Source organism: Nocardioides aequoreus, from assembly GCF_000720335.1.
Classification (GTDB): domain Bacteria; phylum Actinomycetota; class Actinomycetes; order Propionibacteriales; family Nocardioidaceae; genus Marmoricola; species Marmoricola aequoreus.
Genome location: NZ_JOJN01000012.1, coordinates 53,023 through 71,602, shown reverse-complemented (window position 1 = coordinate 71,602; position 18,580 = coordinate 53,023). Strand labels below are relative to the sequence as shown.

At 74.8% G+C, this 18,580-nt stretch carries 18 protein-coding genes; 6 read left to right on the top strand and 12 right to left on the bottom strand.

Annotated features, from left to right (window positions below; all coding sequences use genetic code 11):
• Positions 1 to 109: 109 nt before the first annotated feature.
• The 4 genes from IG63_RS23360 to idi are packed head-to-tail and all read right to left on the bottom strand — an operon-like array spanning position 110 to position 5,185.
• Positions 110 to 2,002: a DUF5914 domain-containing protein gene (locus IG63_RS23360; protein WP_211249376.1), complete on the bottom strand. Its 1,893-nt coding sequence runs from the start codon at positions 2,000 to 2,002 to the stop codon at positions 110 to 112.
• The gene (locus IG63_RS0117565) at positions 1,999 to 3,492 is read right to left on the bottom strand and encodes a phytoene desaturase family protein (protein WP_036196129.1); all 1,494 of its coding nucleotides are present in this window, start codon (positions 3,490 to 3,492) and stop codon (positions 1,999 to 2,001) included. Before IG63_RS0117565 ends, IG63_RS23360 begins: the two co-directional genes overlap by 4 nt.
• Complete coding sequence (locus IG63_RS20995; RefSeq protein ID WP_051707099.1) at positions 3,489 to 4,592, bottom strand: polyprenyl synthetase family protein; 1,104 nt, start codon at positions 4,590 to 4,592, stop codon at positions 3,489 to 3,491. Before IG63_RS20995 ends, IG63_RS0117565 begins: the two co-directional genes overlap by 4 nt.
• Positions 4,589 to 5,185 (bottom strand): isopentenyl-diphosphate Delta-isomerase, encoded by a 597-nt coding sequence (gene idi, locus IG63_RS0117555; protein WP_051707097.1) that lies wholly within the window; start codon positions 5,183 to 5,185, stop codon positions 4,589 to 4,591. The genes IG63_RS20995 and idi overlap by 4 nt, the downstream gene beginning before the upstream one ends.
• 325 nt (positions 5,186 to 5,510) lie before the next feature.
• Between idi and IG63_RS0117550 the strand changes: the two genes are divergently transcribed.
• A complete protein-coding gene (locus IG63_RS0117550) occupies positions 5,511 to 5,771 on the top strand; it encodes a DUF3099 domain-containing protein (protein ID WP_030485649.1) in 261 nt (86 codons plus the stop codon).
• Here IG63_RS0117550 and IG63_RS0117545 read toward each other — a convergent pair.
• The 5 genes from IG63_RS0117545 to IG63_RS0117525 form a co-directional block, all read right to left on the bottom strand.
• Positions 5,768 to 6,445, bottom strand: a complete 678-nt coding sequence (locus tag IG63_RS0117545; RefSeq protein WP_030485648.1) for a Type 1 glutamine amidotransferase-like domain-containing protein — start codon at positions 6,443 to 6,445, stop codon at positions 5,768 to 5,770. The genes IG63_RS0117550 and IG63_RS0117545 overlap by 4 nt on opposite strands.
• Positions 6,446 to 6,549: 104 nt before the next feature.
• Positions 6,550 to 7,356: a glycosyltransferase family 2 protein gene (locus tag IG63_RS0117540; protein ID WP_030485647.1), complete on the bottom strand. Its 807-nt coding sequence runs from the start codon at positions 7,354 to 7,356 to the stop codon at positions 6,550 to 6,552.
• A complete protein-coding gene (locus IG63_RS0117535; protein ID WP_030485646.1) occupies positions 7,353 to 8,384 on the bottom strand; it encodes a glycosyltransferase in 1,032 nt (343 codons plus the stop codon). Before IG63_RS0117535 ends, IG63_RS0117540 begins: the two co-directional genes overlap by 4 nt.
• Entirely contained in the window at positions 8,381 to 9,457 is a 1,077-nt protein-coding gene (locus IG63_RS0117530; RefSeq protein ID WP_030485645.1) for a glycosyltransferase, read from the bottom strand. The genes IG63_RS0117535 and IG63_RS0117530 overlap by 4 nt, the downstream gene beginning before the upstream one ends.
• Entirely contained in the window at positions 9,454 to 10,494 is a 1,041-nt protein-coding gene (locus tag IG63_RS0117525; RefSeq protein WP_036196157.1) for a glycosyltransferase family protein, read from the bottom strand. Before IG63_RS0117525 ends, IG63_RS0117530 begins: the two co-directional genes overlap by 4 nt.
• 309 nt (positions 10,495 to 10,803) lie before the next feature.
• On the opposite strand from IG63_RS0117525, the gene IG63_RS23680 reads away from it, so the two are divergent.
• From IG63_RS23680 to IG63_RS0117510, 3 genes are all read left to right on the top strand, one after another.
• Positions 10,804 to 12,117, top strand: a complete 1,314-nt coding sequence (locus IG63_RS23680; RefSeq protein WP_030485643.1) for an HNH endonuclease signature motif containing protein — start codon at positions 10,804 to 10,806, stop codon at positions 12,115 to 12,117.
• A gap of 301 nt (positions 12,118 to 12,418) precedes the next feature.
• Positions 12,419 to 13,846, top strand: coding sequence for an FAD-dependent oxidoreductase (locus IG63_RS0117515; RefSeq protein ID WP_030485642.1), 1,428 nt, complete (start codon positions 12,419 to 12,421; stop codon positions 13,844 to 13,846).
• Positions 13,847 to 14,048: 202 nt separating this feature from the next.
• A complete protein-coding gene (locus IG63_RS0117510) occupies positions 14,049 to 14,309 on the top strand; it encodes a hypothetical protein (protein WP_030485641.1) in 261 nt (86 codons plus the stop codon).
• Between the two features lie 24 nt (positions 14,310 to 14,333).
• On the opposite strand, the gene IG63_RS0117505 is transcribed toward IG63_RS0117510, so the two are convergent.
• From IG63_RS0117505 to IG63_RS0117495, 3 genes are all read right to left on the bottom strand, one after another.
• Positions 14,334 to 15,281: a M23 family metallopeptidase gene (locus IG63_RS0117505; RefSeq protein ID WP_051707093.1), complete on the bottom strand. Its 948-nt coding sequence runs from the start codon at positions 15,279 to 15,281 to the stop codon at positions 14,334 to 14,336.
• 130 nt (positions 15,282 to 15,411) lie between these two features.
• The gene (gene rocD, locus IG63_RS0117500; protein WP_030485639.1) at positions 15,412 to 16,626 is read right to left on the bottom strand and encodes an ornithine--oxo-acid transaminase; all 1,215 of its coding nucleotides are present in this window, start codon (positions 16,624 to 16,626) and stop codon (positions 15,412 to 15,414) included.
• Positions 16,627 to 16,696: 70 nt separating this feature from the next.
• Entirely contained in the window at positions 16,697 to 17,776 is a 1,080-nt protein-coding gene (locus IG63_RS0117495) for a hypothetical protein (RefSeq protein ID WP_036196126.1), read from the bottom strand.
• Positions 17,777 to 17,861: 85 nt separating this feature from the next.
• On the opposite strand from IG63_RS0117495, the gene IG63_RS0117490 reads away from it, so the two are divergent.
• Both IG63_RS0117490 and IG63_RS0117485 read left to right on the top strand, forming a co-directional pair.
• Positions 17,862 to 18,218, top strand: coding sequence for a hypothetical protein (locus IG63_RS0117490; protein ID WP_030485637.1), 357 nt, complete (start codon positions 17,862 to 17,864; stop codon positions 18,216 to 18,218).
• Between the two features lie 50 nt (positions 18,219 to 18,268).
• Positions 18,269 to 18,577 carry a GNAT family N-acetyltransferase gene (locus IG63_RS0117485; protein ID WP_030485636.1) on the top strand — a complete coding sequence of 103 codons (309 nt, stop codon included), beginning with the start codon at positions 18,269 to 18,271 and terminating at the stop codon, positions 18,575 to 18,577.
• Positions 18,578 to 18,580: the final 3 nt, after the last annotated feature.

Sequence of the window (18,580 nt, the reverse complement as noted above, 5' to 3'; positions counted from 1 at the left end):
CGCCCGATCGGATCGTCGTACGTCGGCGTGTCGGGTGCCTTCGGCGCGGAAACGCGGGCGTGGGGTCTTTCCCCGCGGAAAGGCCGGCAGCAGGGGCCCGCCCACTCCCTCAGACGCCGTAGTCCTCGCCCCGCGACCGGAGCAGCCAGGTGCGCTCGGCGTAGGCGAGGTCGTCGACCCACAGTCGTCGCGCGACGGCGCGCATGGGCGGCCGCAGCAGCGGGGCGGCGCGCCTGGCGAGCAGGAAGCCCGTCCGGTCGGACGTCGCGATGGTCGCCTCGGTCATCCGGGTGCGCGGTCGGCCGTGCTCGTCGGGGCCGAGCGGGGTGGCGTGCGTCTCCACGACGCTGCCGGCGCCCTCGCCCTCCACGATGGTCATGACGATGGTGCGGGCGTCGGGGCAGGCGAACTCGGCACGCACCGGGACGCCCCAGCTGCGGGAGACGCGGAAGGTCACGTCGACGGTCAGGACGTGCTCGTCGCTGAGGGGCTCGACCACCTGCAGGTGGCTGAAGGAGTAGGGGTGGAACCACGCGCCGTGCCACGGGTCCAGCCGGTTGGCGATGACGTCGCGCGGCTCGCAGGTGCCGTCGACCTCGATCACGGCGGCGACCGACGACGCGGGGTCGGGCCGGGCGGTGATCGTCGGGGCCGGCTGCTCCTGCTCGCCCAGCGTCGGGATGCGCACCCAGAGCAGCACGCCGTCGTCGAGGGCGTCGTACGGCGACCAGCCCGGCGCGCCGTCGGGCGCCAGGGCCATGCCGTGCCAGCGGCAGTGCAGCTGGTCGCGGATGACCTCGCAGTCCTCGAGCAGGGCGCCGAGGTGGGGGCAGCTGCCGGGCCCGGCCGCCACGCCGGTCGAGGTGCGCCACAGCGTGACCTCGAGTCCGGAGACGTGCCGCACGATCGACCTCCGGCCGAGGTCGCTGCTCGGGGCCACGACGTACCAGCCGCCGGGGTCGCGCTGCTGCGCGGCCCCGAGCGACTCGTGCAGCCGCCGCGGCGAGGCGTCGCGCCAGCTGGGCGCGAGCTGGTCGCGCGGCGGCATCCGTCGCCACTGCAGGGGCACCCGCGGGCGCGCCGCCGTGGCCGGACGCTCGCGCGCCTCGACGGGAGCCGGACGCCGTGGCGGCCGCACCGTGGTGCGTGCGGCCGTGCCGGCCTTGCGCCAGGTCGGCACCCGGGCGCGGCTGCTGAAGACGTCGTAGTCGGCCTGCTCGATCTGGTCGAGGATCGCGGAGTAGAGCCGCCGTGCGGTGTGCACGCAGCGGTGCGCGGCGCCCTCGAGGTAGGCCAGGCCCTCGTCGGCCTGCCGGTAGAGCTCGCGGTTGCGCTCGATCTCGAAGCGCATCAGCTCCCGCCAGCCGGGGGTGAGCTCGCGGCGGGCGAGGTCGACGTCGTAGCGCTCGAGGTCGTCCTGCGGCAGGTAGACGCGGCCGCGGTCGAGGTCCTCGCCGACGTCGCGCAGGAAGTTGGTCAGCTGGAAGGCGAGCCCGAGCGCCCGGGCCGGCTCCACTGCGGCCGGGCTGCTCGCGCGGAGCACCGGCAGCATCATCTCCCCGATGGCGGCCGCCGACCCGTCCATGTAGCCGAGCAGGTCGTCCCAGGTCTGGTAGCGCGAGGTGTCGAGGTCCTGGGCCATGGCGGAGAAGAAGCGCCGGAAGATGTCGGGGTCGATGTCGCAGGTGAGCACCGTGTGGCTGCCGGCGGCCAGCACCGGGTCGTCGCTGGAGCCGGCGAGCAGCGAGGCCTCGAAGGCGGCACGGAAGGCGTCGAGCTCGTGGCGCACCTGGTCGGGGGAGGCGCCGCGCGCCGCCGCGTCGTCGACGATGTCGTCGGCGAGCCGGCACAGGGCGTAGACGGCGTGCACGTGGCGTCGCTGCTCGCGGGGGAGCAGCGCGGCGCCCCAGTAGTAGGTCGTGGCGTGCTTGCGGGTGAGCTCGGCGGCACGTCGGTAGCCCTGCTCGCGGGTCTGGTCGAGGATCGGGTCGGCCAGGGTCATGACTGCCTCGCTCGGTGGGGGGAGGGGAGGTAGGACTGGACGCGTCGTGCCGCCAGCCTGCCCGAGACGAGCACCATCGGCACCCCCACGCCGGGCACGGTGCCGGAGCCGGCGAAGAAGAGGCCGGGCACGCGCCTCTCGACGTTGCCGGGGCGGAAGGGGCCGGTCTGCAGGAAGGTGTGCGACAGCGCGAAGGGCGTGCCCTGCTCCATCCCCATGGCCTGCCAGTCGCGGGGGTCGACCAGCTCCTCGGCCACGATGTCGGTCGGGTAGCCCTGCTCCTCGAGGAAGCGGTGCAGGCCGTCGCGCACCCGGTCCCGCTCCTGCGACCAGTCGACACGGCCGGCGAGGTTGGGCACGGGCTCGAGCACGTAGAGCGTGGAGTCCCCCTCGGGGGCCAGCGACGGATCGCTGACCGTGGGCACGGTGACCAGCCGCGACGGGTCGGGCATCAGCCGGCCCTCGCCGATGAGGGCGTCGAAAGAGGAGTCCCAGGCCTCGCCGAAGTGGATGTTGTGGTGGTGCGTCCCGGCCGGTACGCCGCCGCGGGCGCCGACGTGCCAGACCACGGCGGAGGGGGAGTACTTCCCCCGCCGGAGCACCCGCGGGGGTGCGAGGTCGGCGAGCAGGGTCCGGTAGGCGACCGGCAGGTCGAGGGTGCACACCACGGCGTCGGCCGCCACCTGCTCGCCGCCGTCGACCTCGACGCCGGCGACCGCACCGTCGCGGCGGCGCAGCAGCCGGGTGACCGAGGCGCCGTACCGCACGGTGATCCCGGCCCGGGCGAGCGCGCGCTCGAGCGCCTTCGGCACCTCGCCCATGCCGCCCTCGGGGAAGGTGACGCCCTCGATGCAGTCCATGTAGGTGATGACGGCGTAGATGGAGAGCGCGGTGCGCGGCGGGAGGCCGGCGTACATCGCCTGGAAGGTGAAGAGCCGCTGCAGCCGCGGGTCGGAGAAGCGCCGCGCCACCCCGGGACCGAGCCGGCCGAAGGCGCCCATGCGCAGCAGCGTCCAGGCGGCCGAGGGCGAGGAGACCAGGTCGAGGGGGGAGTCGAAGTTGCGGTCGATGAAGTGCGGCATCTCGACCTCGTAGAGCCGGCGCAGCCACACCACGAAGTCGTCGAAGGCGGCGGCGTCGCTCGCGCCGCAGGTCGCCGCGATCTCGGCGCGCATCGCCTCGTGGCCGTGCCGCACCAGGATCTCGGAGCCGTCGTGGAAGCGGGCGCGGTAGGCGGGGTCGAGCTGGCGCAGCGTGATGACGTCCTCGAGCGCGCTGCCCGCCGCCTCGGTGGCGTCGGCCAGCAGCCCCGGCATGGTCATCACGGTGGGGCCGGTGTCGAAGGTGAAGCCGTCACGGTGCAGCCGGCCGGCGCGACCGCCCGGGATCGACTCCCGCTCGACGAGCTCGACCTCGTGCCCGGAGCGCGCCAGGTGGCAGGCGGTGGCCAGCCCGGCGAGCCCGGCGCCGATGACGACGACCCGGCTCACCGCGGCACCCCCGTGACCAGCTCGACGACCTCGCCGAGGTCCCGCACGCCCTCGGGGTCGAGATCGCGGGAGCGGAGCAGGTCGTGCGCCCCGACGACCCGGGTGGTGACCATCTCCTCGGCGTCGGCGCGCACCCCGTGGCGCAGCATCGCCTCCGAGACCGTCGCCACGTCGGCCTCGTCGTGGGTCTGCGCGAGCAGCCGGCGCAGGGCGGCGGCCTCGCCGCCGACGAGCCGCTCCCCGGCCAGGGCGACGAGGACGGTCGCCTTGCCCTGCCGCAGGTCGTCCCCGACGGGCTTGCCGGTCAGGGCGGGGTCGCCCCAGGCGCCCGCGATCTCGTCGCGCAGGGCGAAGGCCTCGCCGAGCAGCCGCCCGACCTGGCTCAGTCGCAGCTGGGTCGCCCGGGGGGCGTGCGCGAGCAGCCCACCGAGCTCGAGCGGCCGCTGCACCGTGTAGGCCCCGGACTTCGCCCGCGCCACCTCCCACGCTCGGTCGAGGTCGACCCGGTCGCCGGCGCAGGCGGCGAAGGAGAGGTCGCGGGTCTGCCCGCGCACCAGCTCCAGGCACAGCCCGTGCCAGGCGCGGCGCACCGGCTCGGGCAGCTCGGCGACGAGGTCGGCCGCCTCGGCGTGGGCGAGGTCGCCCGCGAGCACGGCCACGCTCTCGCCGTACCGCTCCGCGTCGCCGGTGCCGGCGGCCAGGTGGTGCAGCTCGGCCACCCGCCGGTGCACCGCGGGCGACCCGCGCCGGGTCTCCGAGAGGTCCATGACGTCGTCCTGGATCAGTCCGAACGCGTGCAGCAGCTCCAGCGCCGCGCCCAGCGTGACCACCTCGCCGTACGACGACGCGTCCCGGCCGCCGGCGAGCGACCAGCCGGCGTGCACGAAGAGCGGCCGCAGCCGCTTGCCACCGCCGAGCGCGAGGTCGCTCAGCAGCCGCGGCACGTCGGCGTCGCCGAGCACGGGGTCGCGGCCCCCGGCGTCGGTGCCCCAGAGCTCCGCCACCCGGGCGAGGCGGGCGACGAGCAGCGACTCGACGTCGCCGCGCGTGTCGGCGAGGCGGGGCCGGCGTGTGCCGACGTCGTCGACGGGCGAGGTCATCGCGCTCCTCCCGGCAGCTCGGCCCAGTCCTGCGGGAGCCGGTGCCACTGCTGGGTGGCCCAGGGGCTCAGCAGCACGGGGGCGCGCCGCGCCGTCGAGACGACGTCGGCCCACGGCACCCAGGCGGTCTCGCAGACCTCCCGCGGGTCGGGGTCGAGCGGCGTGCCCGACGCGACGGAGGCCACGAAGACCGGGCATTGCTCGTGCTCCACCACGCCCGAGGCGTCGACGGCGCGGTAGGCGAAGTCGGGCAGCACGAGCTCGACTTGCCCCACCTCGAGCCCCAGCTCCTCGTGGGTACGCCGCCGTACGGCGTCGGCGAGGTCCTCCCCGGGCCGCGGGTGGCCGCAGCAGCTGTTGGTCCACACACCCGGCCAGGTGCGCTTGTCCAGCGCCCGCCGGGTGAGCAGGGTGCGGCCGACCTCGTCGAGCACGTGCAGCGAGAAGGCGAGGTGCAGCGGGGTGTCCGCGCCGTGCACCGTGTCGCGCGCCGCGGTGCCGCAGGGCCGGCCCTCGTCGTCGAGCAGCACGACGAGGTCCTCCGCCTCCTGGGTGGTCGCGCGATCCGTCGGTCGCCCCCGGTCCTCGGTCATGGTCCTCCTCGCTCGCCGCACGGTGGTGATGGCGGGTTACCCAGTGGTGGTGGCTCGTCGCAGGCGCGCGAGGTCCAGGCTCACCAGCTGAGCCCGACTCTAAACAGTTACCTCAACGTCGTGTGCAGGTTGAGGCACCAGGAGGACGCCGGGCGCCGGTGGGTGGAGTCGCGCGTCACACCCGAACTTCAACAATGCGTGTAGATCCTTGTTGAAGTTCTGCGGTCGGAGCCGTAGCGTCGACACCGTGACGACGACGAGGAAGGCCCGGGAGACGCACCGGTCGGGGCGACGCGGCGCGCGGCGTACCACGGAGGCGGTCCCCGTGCGCATCACGACCGCACCGCAGAGCGCCGCCGTCGACCTCGCGCGCCGACGGCGACAGTACGTCGTGTCGATGACGGCCCGCTCGGTCTGCTTCCTCGGCGCCGTGCTGGCGGGACCGGGCGTGCTGCGCTGGGTCCTCATCGCCGCCGCCGTGCTGCTGCCCTCCTTCGCGGTGATCGCCGCCAACGCCGCCATGCCCCGCAAGCCGGGCTCCGACCTCCAGCCCGGTGCCTCCGACCGGCGCGAGCTGGCCTCCTAGCGACCCGCCGGCGGCTGCCCGAAGGCCGTCCAGCTGCCCTCCGAGACGACCTCGACCTCCCCGTCGACGACCTGCAGGGCGGTCTGCTCGTCGATGGCGTACGCCGGTCCGCCCACCTCGGTCGCCCACCGCTGCGCCGCCTCCGGGGAGCTGCCGGCGAAGGCGCCCAGGTGGGGGAAGATCGAGAAGTCGACGACGCCGAGGGTGCGGTCGTCGTCCGCCCCGGCCCACTCGACGAAGTGGGAGCCGATCCGTGGGGTCATCACCATGCTCCCGGCGCTGACACCGACCCAGACCGTGTCGGCGAGCGAGGGCATCAGGTCGGCCAGCCCGGACTCCCGCACCCAGTGGCACAGGTAGGTCGCGTCGCCGCCGTCGACGAGGAGCACGTCGGCCTCCCGCACCCACGGCACCCACCGCTCCGCGCCGATGCTGGGGAGCGCGGTCAGCTCCAGCACGCCGAGGGAGGCCCACCCGAGCCCGGGGAGGTGGCGGAAGTCGGGCTCGGCCGCGACCAGCCCACGCACGGAGGCCGGCCCGCACAGGGGATGACCCCACTGGGCCGTGGGGACGACGAGGGCGCGGGCCTGCTCGACCGGCATGCCGAGGAGCCGCACGAGCGCAGCGCGGATGCTGGGGTTGGTGACGCCGCCCGAGGTGAGCAGGAGCTTCACGGTGGGACCTCCGGGTCGTGGGGGTGCTGGTCGTCCTGGGTCGACCCTCCCCGACGCGGCGACTCATCGCCGCGCCGCCCGGCCACCCCTGCGGAGCGGCTCCCTCAGGTCGCCTGCCAGCCGTCGTCGGTGAGGGTGGCCAGGCCCAGCGCCGCGAAGTCACGCAGCCAGCCCTCCATGGGCCACCGGCCCCAGCGCTCGTGGTAGGTCCGGGCGTTGCGGAGGATCGCGTGCAGGTGCTGCACCGGCGGGCTGGCCGTCGGGTGGTGCTGGTGGTGGGCGCGGGCGCTCCCGACCCAGGCGTGCTCCAGGCCGCGGCCGGTGGCCTGGACGGCGAAGTCGGTGTCCTCCGCGCCGTAGCCGGCGTACTGCTCGCAGAAGCCGCCGGCGGCCTGCCAGCCCTCGCGGTGCACCGCGAAGGACAGCGACCAGAAGAGCACCGGGTCTGCCCCGCGCAGCTCCTCGCCCGGTCCGGGGCTCGGACGTGCCGGGTGCGGGCGGTCGTGGGCGTCGGGGTCCCGCAGGGCGTCCTCCGCCTCGCCGGGCTCGAGGTAGGTGACGGGTCCGGACCACAGCGTGGCCCGGTCGCGCTCCGCCACCTCGGTGTACGCCGCCACGAGGTCGGGCGCGGCCAGGCAGTCGACGTCGAGGAAGACGAGCACGTCGGCCCCGCGGCGTACGGCGGCTCGCGCACCGGCGTTGCGCGCGGCCGCCAGCGGCAGGCACGAAGGGTCCGCCGGCAGCGAGATCACCTCGGCCCCGTCGTCGAGGACGCCGGCCACCTGCTCGTCGCCCATGGCGACGACCACGTGGTGGTCCGGGAGGCGCGAGCCCCTCAGCAGCGAGCGGCGGTGGCGCCGCAGGTGGTCGTGCCGGCCGTGCACGATCGTCACGACCGCGGTCGTCGTCACGGCAGTTCCACGACGAGGCCCGCGGCTGGCTCGACCGGCGGCACGGCGACGCCGTCGAGGACGTGCGCGAAGCGACGGCCCGCCTGGCCGTCGACCCATGCGCTCCAGCGGTCGCCGTCGAGCGCGGCCGCCTGCTCGAGCAGCTCGGGCCAGCCGTGCTCGGGCAGCCGCGGGCGCACCACGGCCGGCCAGTCGCCACGGGCGAGCGCGGCCGCGGTGCTGACCTGCTCCTCGAAGGGCCGCTCCGCGGGGACGACGACGGCGGGCGCGCGGGACGCGGCGACGTCCGCGATGGCGCCCTGGCCTGCGTGCGTCACGACGACGTCGGCGTCGGCGAGCACCGCGGCCGGGTCGTCGACCCAGGTGCCGTGCTCGCCGCCGAGGAAGGTCCAGCGCCACTGCGGCGTCTGGTCGGCCAGCCGCCGCTGCTCCGACGGCGGCGCGCCGGGGTCGCCCTTGCCCTGCAGCAGGACGACCCGACGCAGCCCGTCGCTCCGGGAGCGGCGTGCATCGACCGGGGGGAGCCGCGAGACGCCGCCCAGGGGGTGGATCCGCGCCAGCTGGTCGGGTGCCAGGCCGGGCGTCATGCCGCTCGCCTCGCGCGGCCAGGCCGCGACCAGCTCGCTGGAGAGCCGGAAGCCCAGCTCGTGGGCGGGGTCGTCGCGTCGTCCCGGCTGCACCACCGTGACGACGGGGACGCCGTGGAGCCGTGCGAGCACCGCGGCCTCGACCGAGACGTCGACGACCAGCAGGCGCGGCCGGGCTTGCTCGAGCCACGCGGAGATCGCGCTCGCGCGTGAGCGCACGCCGGGGTCGTGCAGCGGCACCCAGTGCAGCGCGCCGCCGGCGGTGACGTCGTACGGCGCCGAGGCCCCGTCGTCGGGGGGCAGCTGCACCCACGCCCCTTGCCACGACGCCGGGCGCGGGAGGGAGGAGAGCCCGGTGACCGGCTCCCCGAGGGAGGCGCAGAGCGTGACGGCGCGGTGCACGTGCCCCCGGCCGTGGTGGTGCACGTAGTAGCCGATCACGCGGCGGCTCGTCGTCGCACCCGGTGGTAGACGGTCTCGTACTCCGCGACCATGCGCGTGATGGAGAAGTGCTCCACCGCGTGCTGCCGCGCCGGACGCCGGTCGAGCTCGCTCGCCCGTCGTGCGGCCTGGGCCAGCGCGTCGACGTCGCCGGCGGTGGCGAGGACGCCGGTGCCCTCGGCCACCAGCTCGGGCAGGGCGCCGCGGGCGTACGCCGCCACCGGCGTGCCGCACGACATCGCCTCGGCCGCCACCAGGCCGAAGGGCTCGTCCCAGGCGGGCGTCACGAGCGCGGCGGCGGCGTGCTGGAGGAGCTCGCGGACCTGGCGGGCCGACGCGTGGCCGAGGTAGCGCCGCCGGTCGTCGAGGAGCGGCCGGACCTCGCGCTCGAAGTACGCCGCGTCGTGCAACGGACCGACGAGCGCCAGGTCCATGTCGGCTCGACGGGCGGCGAGCACGGCCTCGTGTGGTGCCTTCTCGGGCACCAGGCGCCCCGTCCACACCAGCGTGCGCCCGCCCGGACCCTCCGCCCAGAAGTCGGTGTCGACGCCGTTGCGCACGACGGCGGCGCTCACGGAGTCGCGCCACGCGTCGGCGAGGTAGTGGCTGACCGCGACGAAGTGCACGTGGCCGTCGTCGAGCACCGCCGCCGACTCCAGCCACGGGACCGGGGGCGTGTGCAGCGTGCTCACGACCGGCACGTCGAGCGAGCGGCTCATCGCCACCGGCAGATGGTGGAGGCTGTTGTCGTGCACCACGTCGAAGGGGCCGTGCCGGCCGTCGGCGAGGCCGAGCATGAGGTCGAGGTAGGCGTGGTGCTCCTGCATCCACTGCGCGGGCGGGGCGCCGACGTCGCGCCGTGCCACCGGACTCGGGGCGTAGGTCGCCACGGGCAGCTCGTGCACCCCGAGCTCGGGGTCGGACCCCGGGGCGGCGAAGAGCGTGACCTCGTGGCCGTGGTTGCGCAGCGAGGTGGCCAGCGCGTGGGTCTGCGCCTCGAGCCCGCCCATGAAGGGCTCGCGGACCGGGAAGCGTGCGGAGGCGACCAGGCAGACGCGCAGCGACGCGCTCACGTCAGTCCTCGGTAGACGTCGGCGTGGGCGGCGGCGACCTCGGCCCGCTGGCGGCGGCGTACGTCGACGCCAAGCGGGGCCACCGGGCCGGCCGCGTGCGCCTCGAGCACGGCGCGCACCAGGCTCGCGGGGTCGAAGTCGTCCTCGTCGAGGGTGAAGCCGTGCACCGGGCCCTGCTCGGCGTAGTAGCCGCAGCTCGGGGCGACCACCGCGGTGCCGAGGTCGCGGCACGCCTCCAGCCACCCCGAGTGGGTGCCGAAGCGGTAGGGGAGGACCGAGACCGACAGCGACGACAGGTAGTCCCACAGGTCGGTGTCGCTGAGGAAGTCGTGGACGCGGAGGTCGACGTCGCCCCGCCGGGCGGCGTCGTGCAGCCAGCGTGCCAGCTCGGGCTCGTGGCGCGCGCCGGCCGGGCTCAGCACGTCGGTGTGGCCGTTGACCTGCAGCACGCCCCCGGGCACCTGCCTGACCGCCTCGAGCAGCGAGGGCAGCAGTGCGAGCGGGTCCATGCTGGCCCGCAGGCTCTTGACGTGGAGACCCACCCGGAAGTCCGGCCGGGGCGGGGGCGGAGCCGTCTCCCGCTGCGCCATGGTGGCGAGGTCGACGACGTGCGGGTGGGGGAGCACTGCCGGACGCCGGCCCCACCGCCGCAGCACCTCGTCGGCGGCGCCGTCGGTCAGGGTGAGCAGCGCGTCCGCGCGGCGTACGAGCACCTCGAGCTGCGCGTCGTGCAGCTCGCGGGTGCGGTGGTGCGGGTTGCGCAGGTCGTGGACGGTGTAGACGAGCGCGCGCCCCTCGCCGTGCACCGCGTCGACGACCGACTCGAGGTAGTCGGGCTCCCACGCGTCGAAGCCGAACTGCACGTGCATGACGTCGAAGTCGTGGCCGCGCACCCACTCCGGGTGGAGCATCGCCGGCGGCCACCACTGACCGGGGGCGGCGTCCGCCGTCGTGGCGGGCGGAGGGTCGGGCAGGCGGCGCACGCCGTCGTCGTGCTCGGCGCTGATGTGCCTCACGTAGACGTGGGAGCCCGGCACGGAGGCGACGGTGGTCGCCGTGCGCGTGCTGGTGCCCCCCGTGGTGGCTGGTCTGAGTACGTCCACGGCAGCGGGTTACCCCCGTCCCCACCGGTCATTCGCGCGACGTGCGCGCGAGGCACCACATACGCCGTCGGGTCACCGGGTCTCGAGACAGGCGCTGCGCGCCTTAGCCGACCACCCGTACCTCGGGTGGTCGAGGAGGTCGCGCAGCGAGCGTCTCGAGACCCCCGCCACCCGACCAGAGAAGTTCTCCACAGATCATAGAACACACGTTTGATTGTCAGCGAGACGCCGTAGAATCAGCCTATGGAGCCGCACCCCCACCTCCCGAAGCGACAGGTCCTCGACGTCCTCGTCGCGGCCCGTGCGGAGGAGCACGAGGTGCAGGTCCGGCAGCTCCGGCTCGCCCTGGAGTGGGCACTCATGCACCCCGCCGCCGAGGGGGCGGCGTACGCCGGCTGGGGTGACGACGGGCTCGTCCTCGGCGACGACGTCGGTGGACCGGTCCCGCTGGCCGGTGACGGCGCACCCCTGGTCGCTGCGGCCGCGCCCCTGGAGCTGGCTGCCGCACTGGGCCGTCCGGCCGAGCACGCCCAACAGCTCCTCGGTGACACGCTGGAGCTCGCGTTCCGGCTGCCGCGGTTGTGGGAGCTGATGTGCGCGGGTCGGATCGCGGTGTGGCGCGCGAGGGCGATCTCGCGGGAGACCCGCGACCTGTCGCTCGACGCCGCGCTGCACGCGGACCGGCTGCTCTGCGCCGTCCCGGACCGGCTCGACCAGCTCAGTGCCGCTGGCGCGGCCCGACTGGTCCACGAAGCCCGGCTCCACGCCGACCCCGACCGCGCCCACGCCGACGAAGAAACCGCTGCCGCGCGTCGTGGGGCGTGGCTGCAGCGAGACGGCCGCGCCCCGGGCGTCACGGACGTCCACCTGACCCTGGACACCCCGGATGCGCTGGCGTTCGACGCCACCGTCGGACGGCTCGCCGCGGACTTGAAGGAGCTGGGTGACACCGACGTCCTCGACGTGCGCCGCGCCAAGGCCGTCGGTGTCCTCGCCGACCCGCAGCACGCGCTGGACCTGATGGCCGGAGAGACCGCTGATGTCCGGCCGCGAACGGCGGGCACCCTGGACCTGACCGTTCATCTCACTGCTGGTGACCTGGCCGACGACGGCGTGGCCGTCGTCGAGCGACTCGGTGCGCTGTCGACCGACCTCTTCGCCGGCTGGCTGGCTCGACACGCCCTGGACGGCGTCGCGGTCCGAGTCCGACCTGTCGTCGACCTCGCCGCCGATGCCTTGGTCGACCGCCACGACCCGCCACCGGCGATGCGCGAGCAGGTGATCCTGCGCGACGCGCACTGCGTCTTCCCCGGCTGCGCCCGCGACTCGCGCTCCTGCGACCTCGACCACCTCGAGGCGTACGACCCCGAAGGACCGCCCGGCCAGACGCGACCTTCCAACCTCGCGCCGCTCTGCAGACGCCACCACCGCGCCAAGACCCACGCCGGCTGGACCTACGTCCGCCGCCGCGACGGCACCTACGACTGGTCGAGCCCGCAGGGCAAGACCTACACGGTCGTCCCCACCAGCCGCGCACCGTTGGCCGCCCACCGCTGACCACCCAGGCCGGAGCGCTGTCGGTCGAGCTTGTCGAGACCCCGCGCGCCTGCGCGCGCCTCACCGGGTCTCGAGACAGGCGCTGCGCGCCTTCCTCGACCACCCGCCCCCTGTCGGTCGAGCTTGTCGAGACCCTCGTAGGCCGCCTGGCTCACCGGGTCTCGAGACAGGCGCTGCGCGCCTTCCTCGACCACCCGGGACCCGGGTTGGTCGAGGAGGTTGCGCAGCAACCGTCTCGAGACCCCGTACGCCGCTCGACGCGCACCGCATGAAGTGGGGGGAGGGGGTAACACCGCGCGGCATGACCTCGTTGTGGCTCGACCGTGCCTCCGACACGACCAGCGACAGGCTGCCGGCCGAGGCGTCGTACGACGACGTGGTCGTCGGCGCGGGGCTGACGGGGCTGACGACGGCCCTGCTGCTGGCACGGTCGGGGCGCCGGGTGGCGGTGGTGGAGGCACGCCACGTGGGGGCGGTGGCGACGGGCAACACCACGGCCAAGCTCTCGCTGCTGCAGGGCACCCACCTCTCGCGCGTCGCGCGGCACCAGTCGCGGCGGGTGGCTCGGGCGTACGTCGACGCCAACCGCGAGGGCATGGAGTGGCTGCTGCGCTTCTGCGAGGACCACGGCGTCGACGTGCAGCGCCGTCCGGCCGTGACGTACGCCGCGGACGCGAGCGAGCGTGCCGCGGTGGAGCAGGAGCTCGCGGCGGCGCGCGGCCTGGGCCTGCCGGTGCGCTGGGAGGAGCGGCTCGACACGCCCTTCCCCAACGCCGGCGGCGTGGTGCTCGACGACCAGGCGCAGTTCGACCCCATGGACGTGCTGACCGCCCTGGTCGCCGAGGTACGACGCCACGGCGGCACCGTGACGGAGGGGCGACGGGTGCGGCGGGTGTCGCTGCGCGGCCGGCCCCGGCTGCACCTCGAGGGCGACGTCGAGCTGTCGGCGGAGCACGTGGTCCTGGCCACGGGCGTGCCGGTCCTCGACCGCGGTCTCTACTTCGCCAAGGTGGAGCCGCAGCGGTCCTACGCGCTAGCCTTCGCCGACGTCGCGGCCCCGGAGGGCATGTACCTCTCGGCCGGCTCCGACAGCCGCTCGGTGCGAGACGCTCCCCGCAGCGACGGCACCGCGCTGCTGGTCGGGGGCAGCGGTCACGTGGTCGGTCGCACCGATTCGGAGCTCGCGCACCTCGACCGGCTCCGGGAGTGGACGGCGACCTACTTCCCGGGCGCCCGCGAGACCCACCACTGGTCGGCGCAGGACTACGCGTCCCACGACGGGGTGCCCTACGTCGGGTCCCTGCCTCGGGGCGGCGGTCGCATCCACCTGGCCACCGGCTACGAGAAGTGGGGGATGTCCAACGCCGTCGGGGCGGCACGGATGCTCTCCGGGGCGATCCTCGGTCAGCAGCCCTCGTGGGCCGGTCCGCTCAACCACCGGGTCACCGGCCCACGGGGCGCGGCCGAGGTCGCGAAGGTCAACGCGGGCGTGGCGCTCGCGCTCGCCGGCGGCGTCGCCCGCGCGGCCCTGCGCCACGTGCCCAAGCGTCACGACGACGCGGCCCCCCGTCCCTGCGAGGTCGTCGGCGTGTGCACCCACCTCGGCGGCGTGCTGCGGTGGAACGACGCCGAGGAGTCGTGGGACTGCCCGCTGCACGGCTCCCGCTTCAGCCCCACCGGCGAGGTGCTCGAGGGCCCCGCCACCAGGCCGCTGCTCCGCCGGGGCTGAGCGCACCGACACACCCGACCGGAGGCCGGCGCTCGGGGACGGGCGGCCTCCTCTCTCGATCGTCACCCCGTGACGGGCGGACCGCCAGGGACCAAGGACCCTCTCGGACCTCGCGGGCGCCCGAGCAGGGTGAGGGCCGTCGCCCCTGGACCAGCGTCCGACCGAGGCAGAGGATCGAGGTGCAGCGACGGAGGAGGAGACGATGACGACCAGCAGCCGCGTGAGAGACGTGCCGGCCGTGTCACGAGAGACAGTCAGCCGGTCCGAGCCGACGCGATCGGGCCTGCACGACCTGACCACCTCGGTGGAGTTCTTCGTGCGCGACTACCTGCGACGCCTCGGCATGGAGACCGACGGGCTGGCCGTCACGGCCTCCGAGCAGGTGCCGGACCGCCCTGAGGTGTCGGGCGAGGTCGTCGTGCTCGAGGTTCACCTGCCGGCCCACCTCCCACGGACGGCCTGAGCGGTCCCCGCGGCACGAGGTGCTTCAGAGCACGACCCCGTGCGCGGCCAGTGCCCGCACCGGGTCGATGGCGCCGCCGCCGGCGGTGTGCACCTCCAGGTGCAGGTGGGGGCCGGTGACGTTGCCGGTCGCCCCCACCGAGCCGATCGGGGCACCGGCCTGGACGACGGCCCCCTCCGCGACGTCGAGTCGGGAGAGGTGGGCGTACCAGGTCTCGCTGCCGTCGGCGTGGGTGATCTCGACCTTCAGGCCGTAGGCCCCGGCGTGACCGGCGTGCGTGACGGTGCCGGCGCCGACCGCGGCGACGGGCGTGCCGGTCGGCGAGGCCAGGTCGACGCCGGTGTGGTCCTTGCTCCAGAGTCGGCCGGCCTGGCCGAAGCGTGCCGTGATCCGGTACGCCGCCTGCAGCGGCTTGACCCACGCCGTCCCCACCGCGGCGACCGCCGCCGGCGCTCCCGGGGTGAGCATCGTCGCCGGGGCGGTGGGATCCGCTGCGAGGGCGGGGCCCATCAGCCGGCCCGCCAGCCGGGCCGCCTCCTGGGCCTTCTTCTGGGCCTTCCTCTGGTCCGCCACGGCGGCGACGAAGGCCGCGAGGTCACGGTCGGCGCGCTCCTGGCGCAGCCTGCGCTGCCGCGCCTCCTCGCGCTCGGCCCGCGCGGCGCGCTCGCGCTCGGCCCGCGCCTCGGCCCGCCGGTAGCGGTCGGTCGAGGAGTAGCCAGACGGCGCCCCCGCGTCGGCGGCGTCGGTGGCGTCGGTGGTCGCGGCGCGGGAGATGACGACGTCGGCGCGCTCGGCGGCCGACGCCGTGGGTGCGGGCGCCATCGCCGGCGGCGCGGTGCTCGCCCAGCCGACGACGAGGAGCACGACGACCAGCGCGGCGCCGACGACCTGCCCGAGCACCCACGGCTCCGCCGGCGCCGGTGCGGTCGCCGGCTCCGGGCGCGTCGCGACGGGCGGGGGGCACACGGGCATGACGGGGCGGCATCCAAGTCTGGGGGTGGCGCGCCAGTCCGTCGGCCAGGGGAGAGCGATCCGTGCTCGCCCTCCAGGTCGGCAGCCGCGGCCCCGACCTGAGCAGAATCCTCGCGGGGATCCGGGTCGCTCAGCCCCCGACGACCGCCGCGAGCTGGTCGAGGCCCCAGCCCAGGTCCTCCTCGCTGACGACCAGCGGGGGAGCGAGCCGGATCGTGGAGCCGTGGGTGTCCTTGGCCAGCACACCGCGCGCCATCAGGGCCTCGCACACGTCGCGGCCCGTGCCGACGGTCGGGTCGATGTCGACGCCCGCCCACAGCCCGCGCACCCGGACGTCGAGCACGCCGTGGCCCACCATCGCCTCGAGGCGCTCCCGCAGCACGACGCCCAGCTCGGTGGCGCGTCGCTGCGGCTCGCCGGTGCCGAGCAGCTGCACGACCGCGGCGCCGACGGCGCAGGCGAGCGGGTTGCCGCCGAAGGTCGACCCGTGCTGGCCGGGTCGCAGCACGCTGAGCACGTCACGGTCGGCCACCACGGCCGAGACGGGGATGATGCCGCCGCCGAGCGCCTTGCCGAGCACGTAGACGTCGGGGACGACGTCGCTGTGGTCGCAGGCGAAGGTGCGGCCGGTGCGGCCGAGCCCCGACTGGATCTCGTCGGCCACCATGAGCACGTCGTGCCGGGTGCATAGCTCTCGGACGCCGGGCAGGAAGTCGTCGGGCGGGATCACCACGCCCCCCTCGCCCTGGATCGGCTCGAGCAGCACCGCGACGGTGTCCTCGTCGATCGCGGCCTCCACCGCGGCGAGGTCGCCGTAGGTCACGGCCTGGAAGCCCGGCGTGAAGGGCCCGAAGCCGTTGTGCGCGTCGGGGTCGTCGGAGAAGCCGACCACGGTGGTGGTGCGGCCGTGGAAGTTGCCGGTCATCACGAGGATCTTGGCCCGCCCCGGGGGCACGCCCTTGACCTCGTAGCCCCACTTGCGGGCCACCTTGATGGCGGTCTCGACAGCCTCGGCGCCGGTGTTCATCGGCAGCACCAGGTCCTTGCCGCACAGGTCGCCCAGCGCGGCGCAGAAGTCGGCGAAGCGGTCGTGCACGAAGGCGCGGCTGGTCAGCGTCAGCTGCTCCAGCTGCTCGCGGGCCACCCGTGTGAGCTCGGGGTGGCCGTGGCCGAAGTTGAGCGCCGAGTAGCCGGCGAGCAGGTCGAGGTAGCGGGTGCCGGCGACGTCGGTCATCCAGGCCCCCTCGGCGTGCTGCACCACGACGGGGAGTGGGTGGTAGTTGTGCGCCGTGCGCTCCTCGGCCCGCTGGAACTCGGTGCGGGCGTCGGTCTCGGTCGGGGTCATGCCGCCATCTCCATGAGGCCGAGGGTGCCAGACGGGGTGTCGGTACGCCGCCCTCGGGCGGACCCGCGCGTCAGGACGCCGGGGCGGGCGCGGCCGGTGGGTGGGCGCGTCGGTACTCCCGGACCGGCAGCCAGCGGTCGTGCATCGTCGTCAGCAGGCTCAGCATGAAGAGGAAGAAGACCGTGGTGAGGGTCGGGAGGGTGCGCCCGCCGAGCAGCAGCTCGAGCAGCACCACGAGGCCGACGTTGACGGCCATCCGGACGGCGAAGGCCGCGCCCAGGGAGGCGTAGGAGACCGAGCGGCGCGACCCGGCGAGGCTGAGCGCGGCGTTGACCACGACGAGCACGCTGATGGCCACGAAGAGCTCGACGTTGCTCATCCTGACCCCGGGCAGCGTCTGGGCGAAGACCACCGAGAGCAGGCTGACGAGCAGCACCTTCTCCAGCGTGGGTCGCGACCACACGCGTGAGTGCGCGGCGTGCCAGGCGGCGACCTCGCGTCCCTCGTCGACGGCGTCGGGCAGCGGGTCGGCCTCGAGGCGCCACGGCCAGTCGGGCCGCCGTGTCCGGGGGAGGACGACGAAGCGGGCGAGCAGCGCCAGCGCGAGCAGCCCGACCACCAGCACCCACCGCGTCCGGGGGTACGCCGCGAGCGTGTCGGTGACGTCGAGCTGCGCCACGTGGATCCAGTACTCCTGCGGCAGCTTGACCACCACCCAGATCACGCCGGCGACCGTCACCCAGCCCGCGAGCAGCAGCCGCAGCGGGTCCCACCGGCTGCGGATCGCCTCGTAGGCGATGAAGAAGTACTCGAAGGTGTTGGGGAAGAGGAGCAGCAGCGCGCGCGTCTGCAGCAGCTCGAAGAGCACCACCCCCACCAGCCGGTAGAAGTAGAGGAAGCGCCCCACCACGAAGGCCGCGGCACTGCTCCAGTTGCGCAGCGTCGCGAGGTAGGCGACGGCGAGGTAGTAGACGTCCATCGCCTTGTCGTAGCTCTGGTAGCCGGGAGGGTCGTGACCGAAGGCCTGGAAGATCGTCTGGTCGACGCCGTCGAGCACCAGGCAGGCCACGATCGCCGGCAGCGGGCACCGGGGGATGAGCAGCGGCAGCAGCAGCCGGCCGCCCACCACGGCGACGAAGACGGCGACCACGAGCCGAGTATCCGCGCCCGCAGCCGCGGTGGCGAGCGTCCGGCCCGTGGCGTCGTGGCGGGGTGCCGGCCACTACGATGGAGGCGTGAGCGACCCGCCGCCGGTGCGCCGTGCCCGGCACCTGCTCGACCCCGACAACCCGCGTCCGCGGCCCCAGCCGACGCGAGGCTCGATGTCGCTCGACACCGTGCAGAAGTGGGTCCTCTCCACCGCCGCCTGCTTCACGATCATGCACCTGGCGATCTTCGCGGCGGGCACGGCGTACTTCGTCGAGGACGACCGTCTCGACGCCCGCATCGGGCTCAACGTGATGGCGGCCCTGATCGGGGTGGTCGCGATGGCGGCCGCGCGCCTGATCCACCGGGCCAACCCGCTCTCGTGGTGGCTCCTCGTCGGCCTGGTGCCCGGCGTGGTCGGCGCCTACTTCACCTTCTGGTTCTGAGGCGGCTCGCTCCGAGACGGCGGTGGCCTGACGTCGTAGGCTCGGGGCCCATGAGTGCCATCGAGGTCGTGCACGAGCCCGAGCAGCAGCGCTACGCCGTGAGCGTCGACGGCCGGCCCGCCGGCTTCGCGGCCTACGTCCCGGCGGAGGGGATGCTCGTCTTCACCCACACCGAGGTCGACCCGGCCTTCGAGGGTCAGGGCGTCGGGTCGGCGCTGGCGCGGGAGGCGCTCGACGACGTGCGCCGCCAGGGCACCAAGGTGATGCCGCTGTGCCCCTTCATCCTGGGCTACATCCAGCGCCACCCGGAGTACGGCGACCTGGCCTTCAACGCGCCGAGGTCGACGGCGACCGACTGAGCC

What these genes read in the sequence shown, in the direction of transcription:
- IG63_RS23360 (WP_211249376.1), bottom strand. Translation starts at nt 2,002, where the DNA reads ATGACCCTGGCCGACCCGATCCTCGACCAGACCCGCGAGCAGGGCTAC.
- IG63_RS20995 (WP_051707099.1), bottom strand. Translation starts at nt 4,592, where the DNA reads ATGACCTCGCCCGTCGACGACGTCGGCACACGCCGGCCCCGCCTCGCC.
- idi (WP_051707097.1), bottom strand. Translation starts at nt 5,185, where the DNA reads ATGACCGAGGACCGGGGGCGACCGACGGATCGCGCGACCACCCAGGAG.
- IG63_RS23680 (WP_030485643.1), top strand. Translation starts at nt 10,804, where the DNA reads ATGGAGCCGCACCCCCACCTCCCGAAGCGACAGGTCCTCGACGTCCTC.
- IG63_RS0117515 (WP_030485642.1), top strand. Translation starts at nt 12,419, where the DNA reads ATGACCTCGTTGTGGCTCGACCGTGCCTCCGACACGACCAGCGACAGG.
- IG63_RS0117510 (WP_030485641.1), top strand. Translation starts at nt 14,049, where the DNA reads ATGACGACCAGCAGCCGCGTGAGAGACGTGCCGGCCGTGTCACGAGAG.
- IG63_RS0117505 (WP_051707093.1), bottom strand. Translation starts at nt 15,281, where the DNA reads ATGCCCGTGTGCCCCCCGCCCGTCGCGACGCGCCCGGAGCCGGCGACC.
- rocD (WP_030485639.1), bottom strand. Translation starts at nt 16,626, where the DNA reads ATGACCCCGACCGAGACCGACGCCCGCACCGAGTTCCAGCGGGCCGAG.
- IG63_RS0117485 (WP_030485636.1), top strand. Translation starts at nt 18,269, where the DNA reads ATGAGTGCCATCGAGGTCGTGCACGAGCCCGAGCAGCAGCGCTACGCC.